Here is a 23735-nt window from a genome sequence, read left to right as displayed (position 1 = left end):
TCCGGAACGTCGCCGGGCCTTGGGAATGTGTCGGATCGAGGCGTGCTCGGCGCCCGGGTCGACCGGCGGCCGGGCTGTCGGGGTGCGACAACCGGCGCCGGTCGACCTGTCGGATCTCGTGCCCCGCGCGGGCTCAGGACGCCGCGACGTCCGCGTCCATCGCTGCGACCAGGCTCTTCGGCCGCATGTCGGTCCAGTTCTCGTTCACGTAGTCCAGCGCCGACTGCCGGTCCGTCTCGGGCAGCGCCACCTTCCAGCCGGCCGGTGTCTCGACGAACGACGGCCACAGCGAGTGCTGGCCCTCGTCGTTGACCAGGACCAGGTATTTGCCGTCCGGGTCCTCGAAAGGATTGGTGCTCACGCGCTCATCTCCCTCACCTGGATGCCTTTTCCGCCTGCGCGAACGTCGAGGCCACCGCACGCCCGATCGCCGCCACGGAAGAAGGATTGCTGAACAGCATACCGTGGATGTCTTCGATATCATGGTTATTAATTCCGCCCTTAATGAGCGGGGACCACGCTTCGGCGGTGAAATGGTCACGCAATTCCGGAGAACTGGCGATGCCCTCGGACTTCAACGTGGCGGTGAAAAACGTCAGGTCGCCGTCGAACACCTGCGGCTGGTATTCGGTCATGATCCGCGCGCAGTTGACGTACACCCGCATGCTGTCCTTCAGGCCCTGCTCGCCGAGGGCGGCGAGCCGGTGGTCGGTCTCCCGCAGGTACTCGGCGTACCGGCTCAGCACCCCGTCGAGGTCGGTGGCCAGTTCCGCCTGGTCGACGGCGAAGTCACGGGCCAGCAGCGAGGCGATGATCTCGTGGTCCGCCCGGTCCGGCACACTGACCTCCGGGTTCGGGTACGCGTCCACGATGAACAGGTCCGCCACCTCGGCGCCGGACTGCTGCAACCGGGTCGCCACGGCGTGCGCCAGCAGCCCGCCGAACGACCAGCCGAGCAGCCGGTACGGCCCGGACGGGTACGTGGCCCGGATCTGCTCGGCGTAGTCCTCGGCCATCTCCTCGATCGAGCCGGGCAGCGCCGCCGGCTCACCCAGCCCCCGGGCCTGCACCCCGTAGATCGGGTACTCGGCCGGCAGGTGTGCCAGCAGACCGGCGTAGCTCCAGCTCGTGCCGGAGGCCGGGTGCAGGCAGAACAGCGGCGTACGGTCGCCGTGCCGGCGCAGCGGCAGGATCACCGCGAACGGGTCGCGCTCCGGGTTCGACCCCAGCTCGCGGGCCAGGCCGGCGACGGTCGGCGCCTCGAAGACGCTGCGCACCGACAACTCGACACCGAACCGCGAACGGATCTGCTGCACCAGCTTGGTGGCCAGGAACGAGTGACCGCCGAGGGCGAAGAAGTCCTCGTCGATGCCGACCGGAGCCCGGTTGAGCAGCTCGCCGAAGACCTCGCTGAGCACCTTCTCCTCGGGGGTCCTCGGCGTGCTGCCCGCCCGGTCACCGGCGTCCACCGCCGGCAGGGCGGCCCGGTCCAGCTTGCCGTTGCGGTTGCGCGGCAGCTCGGCGAGTACCACGAACGCCGACGGGACCATGTAGTCCGGCAGCCGGCGGCGCAGGTACTCGGCGAGGTCCTCCGGCTCGACGGCGGCGTCCGGCGCCGGCACCACGTACGCGGCCAGCAGCTTGCCTCCGGTGGTGCCGGACTGCGCCACCACGGCGGCCTGGCCGACTCCGGGGTGCCCGGCGAGGACGGTCTCGACCTCCCCCGGTTCCACCCGGAACCCACGGATCTTCACCTGGGTGTCCACCCGGCCGACGAAGGCGATCCGGCCGTCCCGGGTCCAGCGGACGAGGTCACCGGTGCGGTACATGCGCCGCCCCGACGCACCGACCGGGCAGGCGACGAAGCGTTCGGCGGTCAGGTCCGGCCGCCCGCTGTAACCGCGCGCCAGGCACTCACCGGCCAGGTACAGCTCGCCGACGACGCCGGGCGCCACCGGACGCAGGGTGGCGTCCAGCACGTACACCCGGGCGTTGTCGACCGGGCCGCCGATGTCCGGCAGCACCGGCCACCGCTCGGGGTCCGTCGGCAGCACGGTGCCGGTGACCACGTGCGACTCCGTCGGCCCGTACTGGTTGTGCAGCCGGCGGCCCGGCTCGGCGGCGAAGAAGTCCCGGGTGGCGGCGGTCAGCCGCAGCGCCTCGCCGGCCTGGACCACGTCGGTGAGCGCGGGCAGCCGTACCCCCTGCTCGGCGGCCGACTCGGCGACCGCCTCGACCACCAGCGTGGGTGCGAACAGCTCGGCCACCTGCTGCTCCGCCAGCCAGTGCACCAGCCGCCGGCCGTCCCGACGGACGTCCTCCGGGCAGATCGCCAGGGTCCGGCCGGTGGTCAGGGCGAAGCACACCTCCTGGATCGCGACGTCGAAGCCGATCGGCGCGAACTGTGCGGTCACGGTGCCGGGACCGCCGGGGAGGCTGTCCCGCTGCCACTCGATCAGGTTCTCGATCGACCGGACCGGCATCAGCACACCCTTCGGCGTGCCGGTCGAGCCCGAGGTGTAGAGCAGGTAGAGGCCCTGGTCCCGGCGCAGCGGCCGGCCGCGTTCCGCGTCGGTCACCGCCGTCGCCGCCCGACCGGCGAGGTCGGTACGGACGTCGTCGGAGTCCAGGCGGACCGCGTACGGCTGCCGGGCCCAGCTCCGGTCGGCGACCTCACCGGCGGTCAGCAGCACTACCGGATCGGCGTCCCGGAGCACCGCCGCCACCCGCTCGTCCGGCAGGCCGACGTCCAGCGGCAGGCAGGTCGCACCGATCCTGACCGCCGCGACGAGTGCCACCACCTGCTCCACCGACCGGTGCAGGGCGAATCCGACCACCCGTTCCGGCCCGGCGCCCCGGGCCAGCAGCAGCCGGGCCAGCCGGTTCGCCGCCTCGTCCAGTTCGCGGTAGGTCAACGACGTGCTGCCGTACCGGACCGCACAGCCGTCCGGGGTGGCCCGCGCCTGGTCGGCGAGCCGGTCCGCCAGGAGCCGGTCCGGCGCGGGCCGGTCCGTGGCGTTCCAGGTCTTGACCACCGACGTGCGCTCGACGCGGTCGAGGATCTCCAGCCGGCTGAGCCGCACGGTCGGATCCGCCACGGCGGCGGTGAGCAGCCGTACCAGCCGGTCGGCGAACTCCTGCGCGGTCTGCGGGTCGAACAGGTCGGTGCTGTACTGCACCGAGCCCTGGATGCCGCCCGGCCGGCCGTCCGCCTCCTGCCGTTCGGCGAAGGAGAACAGCAGGTCGAACTTTGCGGTCCGCACCTCGACCCGTTCCCGTTCGACGCGCAGTCCGGTGGACGCGCCCTCCCCCGGGGCCGGTTCGGTGTTGTTCAGCGAGAGCATCACCTGGAACAGCGGGTGCCGGGCCAGCGACCGCTCCGGGTTCAACACCTCGACCAGTCGCTCGAACGGCACGTCCTGGTGCGCGAACGCCGCCAGGTCCGCCTCGCGTACCCGGCGGAGCAGTTCACGGAACGACGGGTCGTCACCGGCGTCGGCCCGCAGCACCAGCGAGTTGACGAAGAACCCGACCAGCCCCTCCAGCCCGGCGTCGGACCGCCCCGCGACCGGGGTACCGACCGGGATGTCGGTGCCGGCGCCCAGCCGGGACAGCAGACCCACCACCGCGCTGTGCAGCACCATGAACAGCGTCGCCCGGCCGCCCCGGGCCAGCCGCACCAGGCCGTCGTGCAGCTCCGCCGGCACGTCGAAGCCCACCTCGGCGCCGCGCTGCGTACCCACCACCGGGCGCGGGCGGTCGGCGGGCAGCGCCAGCTCCTGCGGCAGGTCCGCCAACCGCTCCCGCCAGAACGCCAACTGCCGGCTGAGCAGCGAACCCGGGTTCTCCTCGTCCCCGAGCACCCGCTGCTGCCAGAGGGCGTAGTCGGCGTACGACACCGGCAGCGGGGGCAGGTCCGGGGTCGTCCCGACGGAACGGGCCGCGTACGCCCGGGTCAGGTCGGCGGCGAGCAGCGGCATCGACCAGCCGTCCCCGGCCACGTGGTGTACCACCACGACCAGCACGTACTCCTGCTCGGCCACGGCGAGCAGCCGTACCCGCAACGGTGGCTCGCCGGCCGCGAGGTCGAACCGGTGGCCGGCCACGGCGGCGATCTGCGCCGGTACCTCGTCAGGGGTCACCGGCAGGACGGCGAAGTCGGGTTCGCCACCTTCCCGGACGCTCTGGTACGGGCCGGTCTCGTCCTCGCCGAAGACGGTTCGCAGCACCTCGTGCCGCTGCACCACGTCGCCGAGCGCCGCCCGCAGCGCGTCCACGTCCAGGTCGCCACGGAGCCGCATCGGCATCGGGATGTTGTAGGTGGGGCTCGGCCCCTCCACCCGGTTGAGGAACCAGAGCCGGCGTTGCGCGGCCGACAGCGGTACCCGGTCGGGCCGGGGCAGCACGGGTTCGACCGGTGGCCGTCGCCCCTCCCTCTCGTCCAGCACCTCGGCCAGCCCGGCGACGGTCGGCGCGTCGAACAGCCGCTTCACCGGCACCTCGGCGTCGAGGATGGCCCGGATCCGGCCGATCAGCTTGGTGGCGAGCAGCGAGTGCCCGCCCAGGTCGAAGAAGTTGTCGTCGATGCCGACCCGGGCCACCCCGAGCAGCTCGGCGAAGATCTCGCAGAGGATCTCCTCGCGGGGGTTGCGCGGTGGCCGGCCGCCGGCCGCACCGTCGAGTTCCGGGTCGGGCAGGGCCCGGGTGTCGACCTTGCCGTTCGGCGTGATCGGCATCGCCGGCAGCACCACCACCGCCGCCGGCACCATGTGGTCGGGCAGCCGGTCGGCCAGGTACGCCCGCAGGTCGGGCGCGTCGCCGCCGGACCGCAGCACCACGTACCCGACCAGGCGCGGCTGGCCCTCGTGGTCGGCGCCGGCCACCACGATCGCCTGGGCCACCGCCGGATGTTCGCCGAGGGCCGCCTCGATCTCGCCCGGCTCGATCCGGAAGCCACGGATCTTGACCTGGGTGTCGGTGCGGCCGAGGTACTCCAGGTTGCCGTCGGACCGCCGACGCGCCCGGTCACCGGTGCGGTACATCCGCGCCCCGGGCGGCCCGTACGGGTCGGCGACGAACCGCTCGGCGGTCAGCCCCGGCCGGCCGGCGTAGCCCCGAGCCAGCCCGTCACCCGCCAGGTACAGCTCGCCGATACCCTCCAGCGGCGTCAACGCGAGCCGCTGGTCGAGCAGGTAGACCCGGGTACCGTCGATCGGCCGCCCGATGGGTGGCAGCTCGCCGTCGGGCAGCGGGTCGCTCATCGTGGCGCAGACGGTGTTCTCGGTCGGCCCATAGGCGTTGATCATGCGCCGGTCCGGGGCCCACCGGCTGACCAGTGCGGGCGGGCACGCCTCACCGGCGACCACCAGCGTGCCACCGGGCGGCAGGGCGTCCGGGGGCATCGCGGCGAGCGCGGTCGGCGGCAGGGTGACGGAGGTGACCCCACGGTCGGCGATCAGCTCCGCGAGCGGCTGTCCGGGCAGCATCCGGTCGGTCGCGGTGAGCACCAGGGTGGCGCCGGAGACCAGGGTCACCCAGAACTCGGAGACGGTGGCGTCGAAGCCGAGGGCGGCGAACTGGAGTACCCGGTCGCCGGGACGTACCCGGAAGACCCGGGCCTGGCCGGCGACGAGCGCGGCCAGTCCGTGGTGGCTGACCACGACGCCCTTCGGGCGGCCGGTCGAGCCGGACGTGTAGATCCGGTAGGCCGCCTGCGCCGTGGTCAGCGGCGCGGACCGGTCGGCGTCGGTCGGGTCGTGCTCCGGCGCCGGCTCGACGTCGACGGCGTCCATGGCCAGCACCGGCAGCCCGGCGGGCACGGCCAGCTCCGCGGCCACCGCCGTGGTGCTGAGCAGGCAGGCCGGCGCGGCGTCGGCCAGCAGCGCGGCGAGCCGGTCGGCCGGATAGGCCGGGTCCAGCGGCAGATAGGCGGCGCCGGCCTTGGCGACCGCCAGCAGAGCGGTCGGCAGGTGCACGCCGCGTCGCGCCGCGACGGCGACCACCTGCTCCGGGCCGATCCCCTGGGCGAGCAGCCGGTGCGCCCACCGGTTGGCCCGCCGGTTCAGCTCGGCGAAGGTCACCGACTCGTCGTCGTCGACCACCGCCACGGCGTCCGGGGTCGTCCGCACCCGCTGCTCGAACAGCGCCGGCAGGGTGGCCGGGGCCGGCGGTTCGGCGCCGGTCGACCAGGTGAGCAGGTCTTCGCGCTCGCCGGGCAATAGCAGGTCGAGCCGGTCCAGCACGCTGTCCGGCGCGGACGCGAGCCGTTCGAGTACCAGGGCGACCCGGTCCAGCACCCGACGGCCGAACTCGGGACCGAACACCGAGGGCCGGTGGTCGACCCGCAGCACCAGTTCGGAGCCGGGTGCGGCGGCCAGGGTGAGCGGGTAGTGGGTGCCGTCCTGACCGTGCACCCGGGTGACCCGAAGCTCGTCCGAAGTGGATGGTCCGTCGCTGCCGCCCGCCCGACCGGTGGTCGGGTAGTTCTCGAAGACGGTCGGCGCGTCGAAGAGCTTGGGCAGGCCGGTCACGCCCTGGATCTCCGCCAGCCCGAGGTGCTGGTACGGCAGCATCCGCAGGCCCTCCGCCTGCATCCGCTCGACCAGGCCGCCGAGGGTCTCGCCGTGTCGCAGGCGTACCCGCAGCGGCACGGTGTTGATGAACAGGCCGACCATCGTCTCCACGCCCGGCAGCTCCGGCGGACGGCCGGAGACCGTGATCCCGGTGACCACGTCGGTGCGGCCGGTGAGATGGCCGAGGACGAGCACCCAGGCGGCCTGTACCGCCGTGCTCAGCGTCACTCCCCGGGCCCGGCACCACCCGGTCAGCGCCTCGGTGACCGACGGCGACAGGGTACGCCGCTGCTGTTGCGGCAGCTCCGCCTCGTCGCCGGCCCGGGGCGCGACGAGGGTGGCACCGTCGAGTTCGGCGAGGTACTCCCGCCAGGCGCCCCGGGCCGCCTCCGAGTCCTGCTCGGCGAGCCAGGCCAGATAGCGGCGGTACGGCGGCACCGGCGGCAGCTCGGGCGCGTGCCCCCGACCGTGGTAGAGGGCGAGCAGGTCACGCCAGACCACGGCGGTGGACCAGCCGTCGGCGAGGATGTGGTGCATGGTCAGCACCAGCCGGTGCGCCTCCGGGGCCAGCCGGACGAGGGCGAACCGCAGCAGCGGCGGCCGGCCGAGCTGGAACCGGGTGGTCCGGTCGGTCGCCGCGATCCGTCGGACGGCCTCGTCCTGCTCCGGCCCGGGGGTGCCGGTCAGGTCGTGCACGGTGAACGGGAGCCGGACCGACTGCGGGATGACCTGCACCGGCTTGCTGAGTCCCTTGTGCCGGAAACCGGCGCGCAGGCTGGGGTGCCGGGCCAGCAACGCCTCCCCGGCCGCGCGCAGCGCCGCCTCGTCGAGCGGACCGGCCAGGTCGACGACGAGCTGGGCCGCGTACACGTCGAGGGTGGACTCGTCGAACTGGTTGTGGAAGAGCATGCCCTCCTGCAACGGGGTGAGCGGCAGGATGTCGTCGAGTTTGGCCCGGCCCGTGGCACCGTTCTCCACCCTCCCCCGCGACCCGTGCCGGCCGGAGGGAGAGGTCGGGGTGTCCGCACCGCGCTGTCCGGGTTGAAGAAGGGTCATTCGTCTGTCTCCCATTCGGCTTCGAGAAGGTCGATCTCGGCTTGGTCCAGGCCGGCCAGCGACACGTCCGACGGGGTCAGCCCGCCGCCCGCCGAGCGGCTCTGCCAGACCAGCGCGGTGAGCGCGTCGAACCAGGCCTGGACGGTCTCCCGGACCCGGTCTTCGGTGAACAGCTCGGCGGGCCACACCCAGGTGGTTTCGAGACACGGCCCGGAGCCGGCGTCCCGGACGATCGCGACGATCTCCAGGGCGTGCGGCAGCCGCATCGCCGGGTCCTGGCCGACCACGCCCGGCACGTCCGTGGCGACCGACCAGTCGGCGCCCGGGCCGGTCGGCGCGGCCGGCGCCCGGCCCAGGTAGTTGAGGCCCACCTGCGGCCGGGCCAGCCGGGCGAGGACGGCCGCGCTGCGCCGGTCGAGGTGCCGGAGCGCCCCGTACCCGAGACCACGGCCGGACGCGGCACGCACGTGCTCCTTGACCCGCTTGAGGGCGTCGCCGACGGCCGGCCCGCCGGCACGCAACTCGGAGAGGTCCGCCGGACCCGGGTCGAGCCGGACCGGGTACGAGGCGGTGAACCAGCCGACGGTGCGGGACAGGTCCACGCCGTCGATCACGTCCTCGGCGCGGCCGTGACTCTCCAGGTCGACCAGGACGCCCCGCGAGCCGGCCAGCCCGGCGGTACGGAACGCGACGGCCAGACCCGCCAGCAGCACCTCGGTCACGTCGGCGTGGTAGGTGGCCGGCACCTCGGTCAGTACCGCCTCGGTGACGTCGGCGGGCAGCCGCATGGTGACGCCGGTGGCCGAGGCCACCACGTCGGCGGCCGGATCGAGCGGCCGGGCGCCCAGCGGTGCCTCCGGTTCGCCCAGTTCCCCGGTCCAGTGCGCCAGCTCGGCCTGGCGCTGCGGTTGCCGGCCCCACTCGGTGAGCCGACGCGCCCAGGTCCGCAGCGAGGTGCCGACCGGAGCCAGCCGGACCGGCTGCCCGGCCGCCACCGCGTCCCACGCCTCGACCAGGTCGGGCAGCAGGATCCGCCAGGAGACGGCGTCCACCGCGAGGTGGTGCACGAGGAGCAGGAGTCGACCGGAGCGCCCGACGCCCCGGTCGAACCACACCGCCTGCACCAGAGCGCCGTCGACGCGCAGCCGGTCCCGGGCGGCGGTCGCCTCGGCCCGGACCCGGTCGACGTAACCGGCCTCGTCCGCGCCGCTCAGGTCGACGTGCCGCAGGCAGTCGCCGGCCCGGACCGCGCCGGGCGGTGCGGCGGTGAGGCTCCATCCGCCGTCCGGGGCGCCGTCGGCGCGCAGCCGCAGCGCGTCGTGGTGGTCCAGCAACGCCTGGAGTACGTCGGTGAGCTGCTGGTAGGTCGCGCCGGCCGGTACCCGCAGGAAGCGGGACTGGTGGAACCCGGCGACCGGCCCGCCGAGTTCGGCCAGCCAACCGACGATCGGGGTGACGGCCACCTCGCCGACGCCGGCCCCGGCCTCCTCGGTGCGCTCGTCCACCACTGCCTGGACGACCTCGGCGAGTTCGGCGACCGTCTGGTGCTCGAAGACGTGTCGGGCGGAGACCGCCAGCCCGGCCCGCCGGGACCGGCTGGCCAACTGGATCGAGATGATGCTGTCGCCGCCGAGGGTGAAGAAGTTGTCGTCGATGCCCACCTGGTCGAGGCCGAGCACCTCGGCGAAGAGGTCGCACAGGACCTTCTCGCGCGGGTTGCGCGGCTCCCGGCCCTGGGACTCCGCCGAGTAGTCCGGCGCCGGCAACGCCCGCCGGTCCACCTTTGTGGTCCCCGACCTCGGGAACGCGTCCAGCACCACCACCGCCGACGGCACCATGTAAGCCGGCAGCAGTCCCGCGACGTGGGTACGTACACCTGCCGGGTCGCCGTCCTGGCCGGCCACCGGCACCACGTACGCCACCAGGCGCCGGTCGCCCGGCCGGTCCTCCCGGACCATCACCACCGCCTGGTCCACCGAGGCGTACGACCGTACCGCCGCCTCGACCTCGCCCAGTTCGACCCGGAAGCCGCGGATCTTCACCTGGTCGTCGGCGCGGCCGACGAACTCCAGCACCCCGCGCCGGGACCACCGCACCCGGTCGCCGGTGCGGTACATCCGGGCTCCGTCCGGGCCGAACGGGCAGGCCACGAAGCGTTCCGCCGTCAACCCGGCCCGGCGGACGTAGCCACGGGCCAGGCCCGGACCCGTCACGTACAGCTCGCCCACCGCGCCGACGGGCACCGGACGCAGCGAGCCGTCCAGCACGAAGACCCGGGAGTTGGCGACCGGCACACCGATGTGCGGCACCTCGCCCTCGGCCAGCGGCGCCGACATGGTCACCGCCACCGTCGACTCCGTCGGCCCGTACGCGTTGACCAGCCGTACCCCGGAGGCGGCCCAGCGGGAGGCGAGGTCCACCGACAGCGCCTCGCCGCCGGTGCAGATCGTCCGCAGCGTGGTGGCGACGCCGTCCGGCACCGTCGCCAGCAGCGCGGCCGGCAGGATGGTGTGCGTGATGGCGTGCGCGGCAAGCACTCCGGCGAGTTCGTCGCCGCCGGTCTCGTGGCCGGCCGGCGCGATCACCAGGGTGGCTCCGCCGCACAGCGTGTGGCCGATCTCGGCCATGCTGACGTCGAAGCTCGGCGAGACGATCTGGAGCAGCCGGTCGCCGGGGCCGATCTGCATCCGCTCGACGTGTTCGAGGATCATGCTGGCCAGACCCCGGTGGGTGACGGCGACGCCCTTCGGCTGGCCGGTCGAACCCGAGGTGTAGATGACGTAGGCGACGTCGTCCAGCAGCAGCCGGCGACCCCGCTCCTCGGTCGTCAGATCGTCCGCCGGGGACGACGACACCGCCACCGCCACCGCCGGATCGTCCAGCACCAGCAGGCGGTCGGCCGCCGTACCGGCCAGCACCGGGGCCGTCGACGCCACCGTCAGCAGCAGCGACGGTGCCGCGTCGGAGAGCAGGAAGTCCAGCCGGTGCGCCGGCAGGTTGGCGTCGATCGGGCAGTACGTCGCACCGGCCTTGACCACCGCCAGCATCGCCACCACCCAGGACGCCGAGCGCGGCAACACCACCCCGACGACGTCACCCGGCCGCACGCCGTTCCGCAGCAGATAGCGCGCCAGCCGGTTCGCCCGCGCGTTCAGCTCCGCGAACGAGAGTTGTTCTCCGACGTACTCCAGTGCCGGCGCCTCCGGCGACCGCAGTACCTGCGCCTCGAACAGCTCCCCCAACGTCAGGGCCGGAACGGTCCGGGTCGTCTGGTTCAGGCCGACCACCAGCGACTCGCGCTCGGCCGGCTCCAGCACCTCCACCTGGTCCACCCGGGACTCCGGGTCGGCCACCAGCGCCGTCAGCAACCGTACGAACCGGGCGGCCAACAGCTCCGCCGACTCCTCGTCGAACAGGTCGGCGCTGTAGTCCAGCACCCCGTGCAGGGCGGTCGCCGTCGCACCGGAGCGCTGCAACTCGCTGAAGCCGAACAGCAGGTCGAACTTGCTGACGCCACCACCGAGCGGCTGGGTCGAGACGGAGAGTTCCGGCAGCGCGATGGCGCTCCCGGCCGGCGCCTGGTCGTTGTTGTTGAGCGAGAGCAGCACCTGGAACAGCGGGTGCCGGGCCAGCGACCGCTCCGGGTTCAGCACCTCCACCAGCCGCTCGAACGGCACGTCCTGGTGCGCGTACGCGGCCAGGTCCGCCTCCCGCACCCGCCGCAGCAACTCCACGAACGACGGCCGACCCGACACGTCCGTGCGCAACACCAACGTGTTCACGAAGAACCCGACCAGCCCCGACAACGCGTCGTCGGTACGACCCGCGATCGGTGTGCCGATCGGCACGTCGGCACCGGCACCCAACCGGGACAGCAGCACCGCCAGCGCCGACTGCAACACCATGAACACCGTCGCGCCCGACGACCGGGCCAGCTCCAGCAGGCCCTGGTACAGCTCGTCCGGGATCTCCACCGGCACCCGGCCGCCCGCGTACGACGGCGCCACCGGGCGCGGCCGGTCGGTCGGCAGCAGCAACTCGTCCGGCAGCCCGGCCAGGGTCTCGGTCCAGTACGCCAGTTGTCGGCTGATGCCGCTGTCCGGGTCGTCCTCGGAGCCGAGCAGCTCGTGCTGCCACAGGCTGTAGTCGAGGTAGCTCACCGGATGCGGCGGCCAGACCGGCGCCGTGCCGTCCCGGCGCTCCCGGTAGGCGGTGCCGAGATCGGCCATCAGCCGGGGCGCGGACCAGCCGTCGGCGGCGACGTGGTGCACCACCAGCAGCAGGACGTGGTCGTCCTCGGCCACCTCGAACAGCCAGGCCCGCATCGGCAGCTCGACCGACAGGTCGAAGGCGTACCGGGCCGCCTCGGCCACCTCGGCCGCCACACCGGACGGGGTCGACCGCACCCGCACCAGCTCCGGTCGGGCCACCTCGGCGGCCACCACCACCTGGTGTACGCCCTGCTCGTCCTCGGCGAACACCGTCCGCAGCGACTCGTGCCGGGTCACCAGGTCGGCCAGCGCCGCGGTCAGCGCCGCCGTGTCGAGCCGGCCGGAGAGCCGCAGCGCCAGCGGCATGTTGTAGGTGGCAGTGGCCCCCTCGAACCGGTTGAGGAACCAGAGCCGGCGCTGTCCGAAGGAGAGCGGGACGCGGGCCGGCCGGGGGCGGACCGGGGCCAGGGCACGCCGGGTCGGTGCGCCGTCGAGCGCCGGGGCGAGTTCGGCCACGGTCGGGTGCTCGAAGAGCTGCCGGACCGGCATGTCCTGGCTCAGCACGGTACGGATCCGGCTGGCCAGCCGGGTCGCCAGCAGCGAGTGGCCACCGAGGTTGAAGAAGTTGTCGTCGATGCCGACCCGGTCCACGCCCAGCACCTCGGCGAACAGGCCGCAGAGGATCTCCTCGCGCGGGGTACGCGCCTCCCGGCCCCCGGCGGCGGCGCCGTAGTCCGGTGCCGGCAGGGCCCGGCGGTCCACCTTCGTACTCGCCGACCTCGGGAACGCGTCCAGCACCACCACCGCCGACGGCACCATGTACCCCGGCAGCACCCCGGAGACGAACGTCCGCACCTCGGCCGGGTCCACCACCACGTCCGGCAGCCCCACCACGTACGCCACCAGGCGCCGGTCACCCGGCTGGTCCTCTCGGACGATCACCACCGCCCCGTCGACCGAGGGGTGCGCCGCCACCGTCGCCTCGACCTCGCCGAGTTCGACCCGGAACCCGCGGATCTTCACCTGGTCGTCCAGCCGACCCACGAACTCCAGCCCGCCGCGCCGGGTCCACCGCACCCGGTCGCCGGTGCGGTACATCCGCGAACCGGCCGCACCGAACGGGCAGGCCACGAAGCGTTCCGCCGTCAGGCCCGGTCGACCCACGTAACCCCGGGCCAGCCCGGCGCCGGCCACGTACAGCTCGCCGACCGCGCCGACCGGCACCGGGGACAGGCCGCCGTCGAGTACGTAGACCTGCGAGTTGGCCACCGGACCGCCGATGTGCGGCGGCTCGCCGACCGCCAACGGCGCGGACGTCGTCACCGCCACCGTCGACTCCGTCGGCCCGTACCCCTGCACCACCCGGACCCCGGCGCGGGCCCAGAGGTCGGCGAGTTCGGCGGAGAGCGGCTCGCCGCCGAGGTGGACACCGCGCAGCGTCGGCACCTCGGCGCTGGCCAGCGTCCGCAGCATGGTCGGGCTGGCGGTGAGCTGGGTGATGCCGTGCCGGTTGACCAGCGCGGTGAGGTCCGCGTCGGTGACCGCCTGGTCCGCCGGGTTGAGCACCAGGCGGGCTCCGGAGCAGAACGCCGTGAGCAGGTCGGAGAGGGAGGAGTCGAAGTTCAGCGAGACGTTCTGCAACACCCGGTCGTCCGGGGTGACGTCGAGCATCTCGATCAGGTGGGCGGCGAACGACGCGATGCCACGATGGGTGACGGCGACGCCCTTCGGCTGGCCGGTCGAGCCCGACGTGTAGATCACGTACGCCAGTCCGTCCAGCGACGGCCGACCGCCGCGCTCCGGCACCGACAGGTCGCCGTCCGGCAGCGACTCCACCGCCGCCAGCACGGCCGGGTCGTCCAGCAGCAGCACCGGGCCGTCCGCCAGCCCGGACACCACCGACGCCGACGCCGACACCGCGAGTACCGCCGACGGTGCCGCGTCGGCCAGCACGAAACCGAGCCGGTGGGCCGGCAGGCCGGCGTCGATCGGGCAGTACGCCGCACCCGTCTTCGCCACCGCCAGCATCGCGACCACCCACGACACGGAACGCGGCAGCATCATCCCGACCACGTCACCCGGCCGCACCCCGGAGGCCAGCAGGTACCGGGCCAGCCGGTTCGCCCGGGCGTCCAGCTCGGCGAACGACACCACCTCACCGGCACACTCCACGGCCGGCGCGTCCGGGGACCGCGTCGCCTGCGCCTCGAACAACTCCCCGAGGGTCAGGGCCGGAACGGTGCGAGTCGTCTGGTTCAGGCCCGCCACCAGCGAGGTCCGCTCGGCGCCGGACAGCACCGGGAGCCGGTCGATTCCTGTTGCCGGCTCGGCGACCACCGCCGCCAGCAACCGGACGAACCGGGTGGCCAACAGCTCGGCCGACTCCTGGTCGAACAGGTCGGCGTTGAACTCCAGGATGCCGCGCAGCGAGGCGACACCGTCGGCGTCGTGCCATTCCCGCAGGGTGAAACCGAGGTCGCCACGGGCCACGGTCCGGCGTACCGGCCGGCCACGGACCTCGAGTTCGGGCAGGCGTACCACGTCGACGGTGCTGGACAGGTCGGTGTTGTCCAGCGACAGCATCGTCTGGAACAGCGGATGCCGGGCCAGCGACCGCTCCGGGTTCAACACCTCCACCAACCGCTCGAACGGCACGTCCTGGTGCGCGTACGCGGCCAGGTCCGCCTCCCGCACCCGCCGCAGCAGCTCCACGAACGACGGCCGCCCCGACACGTCCGTGCGCAACACCAACGTGTTCACGAAGAACCCGACCAGCCCCGACAACGCGTCGTCGGTACGACCCGCGATCGAGGTGCCGATCGGGATGTCGGTACCCGCGCCGAGCCGGGACAGCAGCACCGCCAGCGCCGACTGCAACACCATGAACAGCGTCGCGCCGGACGAGCGGGCCAGGGCCAGCAGCTCCCGGTACAGCTCCTCCGGGATCTCCACCGGCACCCGGCCGCCCTCGTGCGACGGCACCGGCGGGCGGGGCCGGTCGGTCGGCAGCACCAGTTCCTCCGGCAGGCCGGCCAGGGTCTGCTTCCAGAACGCGAGCTGCCTGCCGAGCAGGCTGCTCGGGTCGTCCTCGGCACCGAGCCACTCCGGCTGCCAGAGCGCGAAGTCGGGGTACTGCACCGGCAGCGGCGCCAGCCGGGGTGTTTCCCCTCGGGACCGGGCCGCGTACGCCTGGCTCAGGTCCTGGGCGAGGATCGGGTTCGACCAGCCGTCCCCGGCGATGTGGTGCAGGACGAGCAGCAGCACGTGCTCGTCCGGCGCCACCTCGAACAGCCAGGCCCGCACCGGCAGCTCCACGGACAGGTCGAAGGCGTACCGCGCCGCACCCGCCACGTCGGCGTCCACCGTCGACGCCGACGACGGCACCGGTACCAGTTCCGGCCGGGCCACCTCGGCGGCCACCACCACCTGGTGCGGACCCGCCTCGTCCTCCGCGTACACGGTGCGCAGCGACTCGTGCCGGGTCACCACGTCGGCCAGCGCGGCCCGCAGCGCCGACACGTCCAGCCGGCCGGTGAGCTGCATCGCCATCGTGATGTTGTAGGTGCTGCTCGGGCCCTCCAGCCGGTACATGAACCAGAGCCGGCGCTGCGCGTAGGAGAGCGGGACGCGGGCGGGCCTCGGCCGGACCGGCTGGACCCCCTGCACCGGCCGGCCGGCGCCGTCCAGCGCCGCACCGAGGGTCGCCACCGTCGGCGTCTCGAAGACCTGCCGCACCGACATCTCGACGTCGAAGGTGTTGCGGATCCGGCTGGCCAGCCGGGTCGCCAGCAGCGAGTGACCGCCGAGGGCGAAGAAGTCGCCGTCGATGCCGACCCGGTCCACGCCCAGCACCTCGGCGAACAGACCGCAGAGGATCTCCTCGCGCGGGGTACGCGGCTCGCGTCCACCGGCGGCGGCGCCGTAGTCGGGTGCCGGCAGGGCACGCCGGTCGAGCTTGCCGTTGACCGTCAGCGGCAGCTCGTCGAGGAGCACGAAGGCGGCCGGCACCATGTAGTCGGGCAGCGCACGGGCGGCGTGGTCGCGCAGGTCCGGCTCGCCGACCGTACCGGCCGGCACCACGTAACCGACCAGTCGCCGATCACCGGGCTGGTCCTCGCGGACCACCACGGCGCAGCGGGCCACGGCCGGGTGCGCGGCGACGACGTTCTCGATCTCGCCCAGCTCGATCCGGAAGCCCCGCACCTTGACCTGGTCGTCGGTCCGGCCGGCGATCTGCAACTCGCCGTCGGCGGTCCACCGCCCCAGGTCGCCGGAGCGGTACATCCGGGACCCGTCGGCGGCGAACGGGTCGGCGACGAACCGTTCGGCGGTCAGGCCGAACCTGTTCCAGTACCCCCGGGCCATGCCGGCGCCGGCCACGTACAGCTCGCCGGTGACGCCCGGCGGCACCGGACGCAGCGCCGCGTCGAGGACGTAGACCCGGGTGTTCTCGAACGGGCGGCCGGCCGGCACCGCGCCGGCCGGGGTCGGCGCCCCGGGCGGCAGGCGCAGTTCCGCGCAGTTGACGGTGGTCTCGGTCTGCCCGTAGGCGGCGAAGACGGTGGCGCCCGGGTTCCGGTCCCGCCACCGGCCCAGCGCGGCGCCGGTGAGCAGTTCGCCGCCGAGCACCAGCATCCCGGACGGGGACGCCTCGGCCGGCAGGCCGTCCAGCAGTTCCAGGTGCGACGGGGTCACCTTCAGCAGCGCCGGGCGGGGTGCGCCGGACTCGGCCAGTTCGTTCAGCTCGCCGAGCACGACCCGACCGCCGCAGGCGAGCGCGGTGTAGAGCGAGGTCACCGTCATGTCGAAGGAGATCGGGGTGTGCAGCCAGGCCACCTGCGCGGCGGCCGGCCCGTAGACCCGGGCCGACCGGGCGACGTAACCGCCGAGGGTACGGTGGGTGATCGTCACGCCCTTCGGGCGGCCGGTGGAACCCGACGTGTAGATGACGTACGCCGGGTTGTCCGGGTGGAGCCGGACGGGCCGGGCCGATCCGTCCTGCTCCGGCCCGTCCTGCTCCGGCCCGTCGAGCGGGGACTCCGTCGACCCGACCTCGATCACCGGCACCGTCAGCTCGGGCAGCAGTTCGGCGCAGTCGGCGGAGGTCAGCACTGCCGTCGGGGCGGCGTCGGCGACCATGAAGGCGAGCCGGTCCCGGGGCTGGGTGGGGTCGACCGGCACGTACGCGCCGCCGGCCCTCAGCACCGCCAGCAGCGCCACCACCGCGTCCACCGACCGGGGCAGCACCACCGCGACCAGCGCCTCCGGCCCGACGCCGTACGCCCGCAGTGTCCGGGCCAGCCGGGCCGACCGGGCGTCCAACTCGGCGTACGAGAGGACGTCGGCACCGTGCTGTACGGCCGGCGCGTCCGGCACCGCCCGTACCCGGTCGGCGAACAGGTCCAGGAAGAAGACCTCCGGGGCGGGGCGGATCTCGCCCTGCCAGTCCCGCAGCACCAGGTTCCGTTCCGCGTCCCCGAGCAGCGGCAGCTCCCGGACCGGCCGGGCCGGTACGGCCAGCGCCGCGTCGAGCAGCCGGACGAACCGGTCCGCCATCGCCGCGACCGTGGCGTGGTCGTAGAGGTCGGTCCGGAACGCGATGACGCCACGCAGTCCGGCCGGCCCGCCGTCGGAGGTCCGGTGCTCGTCCAGCGAGATCCGCAGGTCGAACCGGGCGGTACCGGTGTCGACCCGGTTCGGCGACACCGCCAGCCCCGGCAGGCTGGCCACCGCCCGCTCCGGGTCGGCACTGTTCACCACCAGCACCACCTGGCAGAGCGGATGCCGGGCACTGGACCGTTCCGGGTTCAGCCGCTCGACCAGCCGCTCGAACGGCACGTCCTGATGGGCGTACGCGCCGAGCGCGGTCTCCCGGACCCGTTCGACCAGCGTGTCGAAGCTCGGGTTGCCGGAGAGGTCGGTGCGCAGCACGAGGGTGTTGACGAAGAAGCCGATCAACTGCTCCAGGTCCCGGTCCACCCGGCCGGCGACCGGGGTACCGATCGCCACGTCGGTGCCGGCGCCGAGCCGGGAGAAGACCGCCGCCCAGGCCGCCTGCAACACCATGAACGGCGTGGCGCCCCGGTCCCGGCAGTACGCCGACAGCCGCTCGTGCAGCTCGGCCGGAAGCGCGAACTCGGCCCGGTCGCCGCGTTCGGAGGCGACCGCCGGACGGGGCCGGTCGGTCGGCAGCTCGATCTCGGTCGGCAGCCCGCGCAGCCGCTCCGCCCAGTAGTCGAGCTGGCGGCCGATCAGCGACCCGGGATCGTCCTCGGTGCCGAAGAGCCGCTGCTGCCAGACGGTGTAGTCGGCGTACTGCACCGGCAGGGCGGGCCAGTCCGGTGCGGTGCCGGCCACCCGGGCCCGATACGCGGTGGCGAAGTCCCGGGCCAGCACCGGGATCGACCAGCCGTCGCCGGCGATGTGGTGCACCAGGACCAGCAGGGCGTGGCTCTGCTCGGTCACCCGGAACAGCCAGGCCCGCACCGGCAGCTCGGCGGCCAGGTCGAAGGTGTGCCGGGCGGCCCGGGCCAGGTCGTCGTCGACCGTCCCGGCGGTGCTGTGCACCAGCTCCAGTTCGGGGCGGGCCGTGTCGGCGTCCAGGATCTGCTGGTAGGGCCCGTCGTCGTGCTCGGTGAACAGGGTACGCAGCGACTCGTGCCGAGCGACCACGTCGGCCAGGGCCGCCCGCATCGCGGCCACGTCGAGCGGGCCGGTCAGCCGCAGCGACAGCGGCATGTTGTAGGTCGCGCTCGGCCCCTCGAACCTGTTCAGGAACCAGAGCCGCTGCTGGGCGAAGGACAGCGGTACCCGCTCCGGCCGGTCCCCGGCGGTGATGCCGGGCCGGGCCGGGGCGGCGGCGTCGAGCAGCCGGCGTACCCCGGCGACGGTGGGCGCCTCGAAGAGGTCCCGGATGCTCACCTCGACGTCCAGGGTCGCCCGGATCCGGCCGGCGAGCCGGGTGACCAGCAGCGAGTGGCCACCCCGGTCGAAGAAGTTGTCGTCGACGCCGATCGCGGGCAGGTTCAGCACCTCGGCGAAGATCGTCGCGAGGATCTCCTCCTGGGCGTCCCTCGGCGGCCGGCCCACCCCGGCCGGGTCCTGGGCCGGGGCCGGCAGCGCGGCCCGGTCCAGCTTGCCGTTCGGGGTCAGCGGCAGCGCGTCGAGGACGACGAACGCCGACGGGACCATGTAGTCCGGCAGGGTGCGGCCGAGCGCGACGCGCAGTTCGGCCGGGTCCGGCGCCGACCCGTCGACCGGTACCAGGTAGCCGACCAGCCGGCGGTCGCCGGGCCGGTCCTCCCGGACCAGCACGGTGGCCCGGGCCACCCCGGGGCAGGCGGTCAGCGCGGACTCCACCTCGCCGAGTTCGATCCGGAAGCCACGCAGCTTGACCTGGTGGTCGACCCGGCCCAGGAACTCCAGCCGGCCGTCCCGGGTCCACCGGGCCCGGTCACCGGTGCGGTACATCCGGGCGCCGGGCGGGCCGAACGGCGCGGCGACGAACCGCTCGGCGGAGAGGCCGGCCCGGTGCAGGTAGCCGAGCGCGAGGCCGTCCCCGGCGATGTAGAGTTCGCCGGCCACCAGCGGCGGCACCGGCCGCAGCGCGCGGTCCAGCACGTAGACGGCGGTGTTGGCGATCGGCCGGCCGATCACCGAGGCCGGGCCCGGATCGTCGGTCACCTCGGCTCCGGTGGACCAGACGGTGGTCTCGGTCGGACCGTAGAGGTTCAGCACCGATCGGGTACGCCGACGCAGCGTCCGGGCCAGGTCGGCGGGGAGCGCCTCGCCACCGATCAGCACCCGTACCCTGCCGAGGTCGTGGTCGACAGTCGACTCCGACACGGCACGCCAGAGGCTCGGCGTCGCCTGCATGACGGTGATCCGCTCGCGTACCAGTGCCGCGCCCAGCGCGTCCGGGTCGCGGACCAGGTCGCGGTCGGCGAGTACCACGGTGCCGCCGGTCAGCAGCGGCCCGAACAGTTCCAGGCCGGCGATGTCGAAGCCGACCGTGGTGACCGCGAGCAGCCGCTCGTCCCCGGTCAGCGGCACCGTCGAGGTCATCGAGTGCAGGAAGTTCACCAGGCCGCCCCGGGTCACCACGACGCCCTTGGGCCGGCCGGTGGAGCCGGAGGTGTAGATGACGTAGCCGGGCTGGTCGGGCGAGAACTCGCCGCTGTCCGGCAGCGGGTCGCCGGGCAGCGCCGCCAGGTCGGCCTCGGTGGCCGGGTCGCCGAGCAGGATCCGCCGGCCGCCGACCGTGTCCCAGTCGGCGGGCAGTTCGGGGGTGCCGAGCAGGATCGCCGGCCGGGCGTCGTCGAGCATGTAGCCGACCCGCTCGGCGGGATAGTCCAGGTCGACCGGCAGGTAACCGGCGCCGGTCTTGAGTACCGCCAGCAGGGCGACGACGAGCCGCTCGGAGCGGGGCAGCGCGACCGCGACCAGCTCGCCGGGGCCGGCGCCGTGCCGGAGCAGGTGTCGGGCCAGCCGGTTGGCGTCGGCGTCGAGTTCGCGGTACGTCAGGTCGCGGTCGGCGTACCGGACGGCCACCGCATCCGGCCGCCGCCCGGCGCTCTCCTCGATCATCCGGGTGAGCGGACCGGCCGGCACCGGGACGGTGGTGTCGTTCCAGGCGTGCAGCAGCAGTTCGCGTTCGTCGCCGACGAGCAGGTCGACGTCGCGGATCGGACGGTCCGGCTCGGCGACGACGGCGCCGAGGACGTGCACGAGCCGGGCCACCATCGACTCGGCGGTGGCCCTGTCGAACAGGTCGGTGCTGAACTCCAGACCGCCCCGGATGCCGGTCGGCTCACCGTGCTGGTCGCGCCGCTCCACCATGGAGAAGTACAGGTCGAACCGGGAGGTGCCGGTGCCGAGCAGGTACGGGCTGACGGTCAGCCCGTCGAGTTCGGGGCGCGGCGCGCCGGAGCTGCCGGCGGAGGCGGCCAGCAGCACCTGGAACAGCGGGTGCCGGGCCAGCGACCGGACCGGGTTGACCGCCTCCACCACCCGCTCGAACGGGACGTCCTGGTGCCCGTACGCCCCGAGGTTGGTCCGGCGGACCCGGCCGAGCAGTTCGGCGAAGGACGGATCCCGCCCGGTGTCGGTACGCAGCACGAGGGTGTTGATGAAGAGTCCGACCAGACGTTCGGTCGCCTCGTCGGCGCGGCCGGCGACCGGGGTGCCGATCGGGATGTCGGTGCCGCCGGTCAGCCGGCTGAGCAGGGTGGCCAGCGCCGCCTGCATCACCATGAAGACGCTGACGGAGTGGATCCGGGCCAGCTTGGTCATCGCGGCGTGCAGCGGGGCGGGGACCTCGAAACCGATCCGGTCGCCCCGGTACGACGCCCGGGCCGGGCGCGGCCGGTCGGTGGGCAGGTCGAGTTCCTCGGGCAGCCCGGCCAGGGTCTCGGTCCAGTAGTCGAGCTGGCGGCTCAGGGTGGAGTCGGGATCGTCGGTCGAGCCGAGCCGCTGCTCCTGGGCCAGCGCGTGGTCGACGTACTGCACCGGCAGATCGGGCCAGTCGGGTGCCTGGCCACCCCGGCGGGCCTGGTACGCCTCGGCCAGGTCCCGCGAGATCACCTCCATCGACCAGCCGTCGGTGACGATGTGGTGTGCGACCAGCAGCAGGGCGTGCTCGGTCGGGGACACCTCGAAGAGGGTGACCCGGAGCGCCGGCTCGACGGCCAGGTCGAACCGGTACCGGGCCGCCTCGGTCAGCCGGGGCAGCAACTCCGCCTCGGTCACCACCACCGCCTCGCCGGCCATCGGCAGCTCGTCCCGAACCGTCTGGTACGGCCCGTCGGCGTCCTCGGCGAAGACGGTGCGCAGCGCCTCGTGCCGGCGTACGACGTCGGCCAGCGCCTGCCACAGGGCAGTCTGGTCGAGCCGGCCGGTCAGGCGCAGCGCGCTCGGGATGTTGTAGGTGGCGCTGCTGCCCTCCAGCCGGTTGAGGAACCACAGTCGACGCTGGGCGAGGGAGAGCGGAATCCGCTGCGGGCGGGGCATCGGCGCGGACTGCCGGGCCGCCGCGTCGGCCAGCTTGTCGGCGAGCCCGGCCACGGTCGGCTTCTCGAAGATCTGCCGGGGCTGCACGTCGAGTTCCAGCGCGCTGCGGATCCGCCCGGCCAACCGGCTGACGGTCAGCGAGTTGGCGCCCAGCTCGAACAGATCGTCGTCGATGCCGACCCGTTCGACGCCGAGCACCTCGGCGGCGAGCGCGCAGAGTGCCTCGTCCCGGGCGTCGCGCGGGGCCCGGGACGGCTGCGGCTCGACCGCCGGCAGCGCCCGGCGGTCCAGCTTGCCGTTGCGGGTCAGCGGCAGCGCGGGCAGCGGGACGAGGGCGGCCGGCACCAGGTAGTCGGGCAGCCGGGTGGCGAGTTGTCGGGTCAGCGCCGCCGGGTCGACGGTGCGGCCGTGCGCGGGTACCACGTATCCGACGAGCCGGGTGGCGCCGGCCGGGGTCCGTTCGGCGACCACGGCCGCCTGGGCGATCTCGTCGTGGGCGGCGAGCACCGCCTCGACCTCGCCCGGCTCCACCCGGTACCCACGGATCTTGACCTGGCTGTCGGCCCGCCCGGCGTACGCCAGGGTGCCGTCGGGCTGCCAGCTTCCCAGGTCACCGGTGCGGTACATCCGGTCGCCGGTGCCGAACGGGCAGGCCACGAAGCGGTCGGCGGTGGCACCCGGCCGGCCGGCGTAGCCCCGGGCGAGCCCGCTGCCGGCGAGGTACAGCTCACCGACCACGCCCGGCGGCACCGGGCGCAGCGCCGGGTCCAACACGTAGACCCGCATGTTGGCGACCGGGGTGCCGATGTCTGGGGTACCGGCCCAGTCCTGCGGATCGGCGGGCAGCACGGTACCGGTGATCACATGGGACTCGGTCGGACCGTACTGGTTGTGCAGCCGTCGGCCGGGTACCGCCGCGACGAAGTCCCGGACGGCGGCGGTGGGCCGCAGCGCCTCGCCGGCCTGCACGATGTGCCGCAACGCGGGCAGCCGTACCCCGGCCGTCACCGCGGCCTCGGCGACCGCCTCGATCACCAGGTTGGGCGCGTACCAGTGCGCGACCTCGGCCTCGGCCAGCCAGCTCACCAGCCGCTCCGGGTCGCGCCGGTCCGGCTCCGGGCAGATCGCCAGGGTCTGCCCGGACAGCAGTGCCGCGTGCATCTCCTGCACCGACACGTCGAAGCCGATCGGCGCGAAGGCTGCGGTGACCGCGCCGACCTCCGGGCGGATCAGGTCCCGCTGCCAGTCGATCAGGTTGGTGATGGTGACCGCCGGCACGAGTACGGGCTTCGGTTCGCCGGTCGAGCCGGAGGTGAAGAGCAGGTACAGCCCGTGCTCGGGGCGGGGTGCGGTGCCGCGTTCGGCGTCGGTGAGCGGCGCGGGCGACTGCCCGGCGGTCAGCTCGCGGTCGGCCTCGGCGTCCACCGTCAGCACCGGCCGGTCGGCGAGCTGGTGCTCGGCGGCGAACCGTTCGGTGCTGACGGTCACCGTCGGCTGCCCGGCGGCCAGCAGGTGACGTACCCGGGCCGCCGGCAGGTCGACGTCGACCGGTAGGTAGGTGGCGCCGGTGGCGATGACCGCCCAGGCCGCCACCACCTGGTCGAGGGAGCGGGGCAGGGCGACGGCGACGACCGACTCGGGTCCGACGCCGTACCCGAGCAGCCGGCGGGCGAGCCGGTTGCTGGCGGCGCCAAGTTCGGCGTAGCTGAGCGACTCGGCGCCGTACCGGACGGCGGTGGTTTCCGGCGCGGCGGCCACCTGCTCGGCGAAGCGGTCGGGGATGCTGCGCCAGGTCGTCGGTCGGGCGGTGTCGTTCCACGCCTCGATCACCTGGTGCTGGTGGGTGTCGTCGAGGAGCGGGAGTCGGCCGACGAGTTGGTCCGGATCA

General features: G+C 73.9%; 3 protein-coding genes. All 3 read right to left on the bottom strand.

Annotated elements, in window-relative coordinates; all coding sequences use genetic code 11:
* Positions 1-133: 133 nt before the first annotated feature.
* Genes Pen02_RS26200 through Pen02_RS26190 form a run of 3 tightly spaced genes read right to left on the bottom strand, consistent with a single transcriptional unit; the run spans position 134 to position 23677 of the window.
* Positions 134-361 carry an MbtH family protein gene (locus Pen02_RS26200; protein ID WP_203868767.1) on the bottom strand — a complete coding sequence of 76 codons (228 nt, stop codon included), beginning with the start codon at positions 359-361 and terminating at the stop codon, positions 134-136.
* Positions 362-374: 13 nt separating this feature from the next.
* On the bottom strand, positions 375-7628 hold the full coding sequence (locus Pen02_RS26195; RefSeq protein ID WP_203868766.1) for a non-ribosomal peptide synthetase: 7254 nt from the start codon (positions 7626-7628) through the stop codon (positions 375-377).
* Positions 7625-23677 carry a non-ribosomal peptide synthetase gene (locus tag Pen02_RS26190; protein WP_203868765.1) on the bottom strand — a complete coding sequence of 5351 codons (16053 nt, stop codon included), beginning with the start codon at positions 23675-23677 and terminating at the stop codon, positions 7625-7627. The genes Pen02_RS26195 and Pen02_RS26190 overlap by 4 nt, the downstream gene beginning before the upstream one ends.
* Positions 23678-23735 lie beyond the last annotated feature (58 nt).

The organism is Plantactinospora endophytica (assembly GCF_016862915.1).
Taxonomy (GTDB): Bacteria; Actinomycetota; Actinomycetes; order Mycobacteriales; family Micromonosporaceae; genus Plantactinospora; species Plantactinospora endophytica.
The sequence above is the reverse complement of the archived record's forward strand: the minus strand, read 5'-3'. Positions and strand labels throughout refer to the sequence as shown.

Coding starts and splice junctions, on each gene's coding strand:
- Pen02_RS26195 (WP_203868766.1), bottom strand. CDS start 7,628: ATGACCCTTCTTCAACCCGGACAGCGCGGTGCGGACACCCCGACCTCT.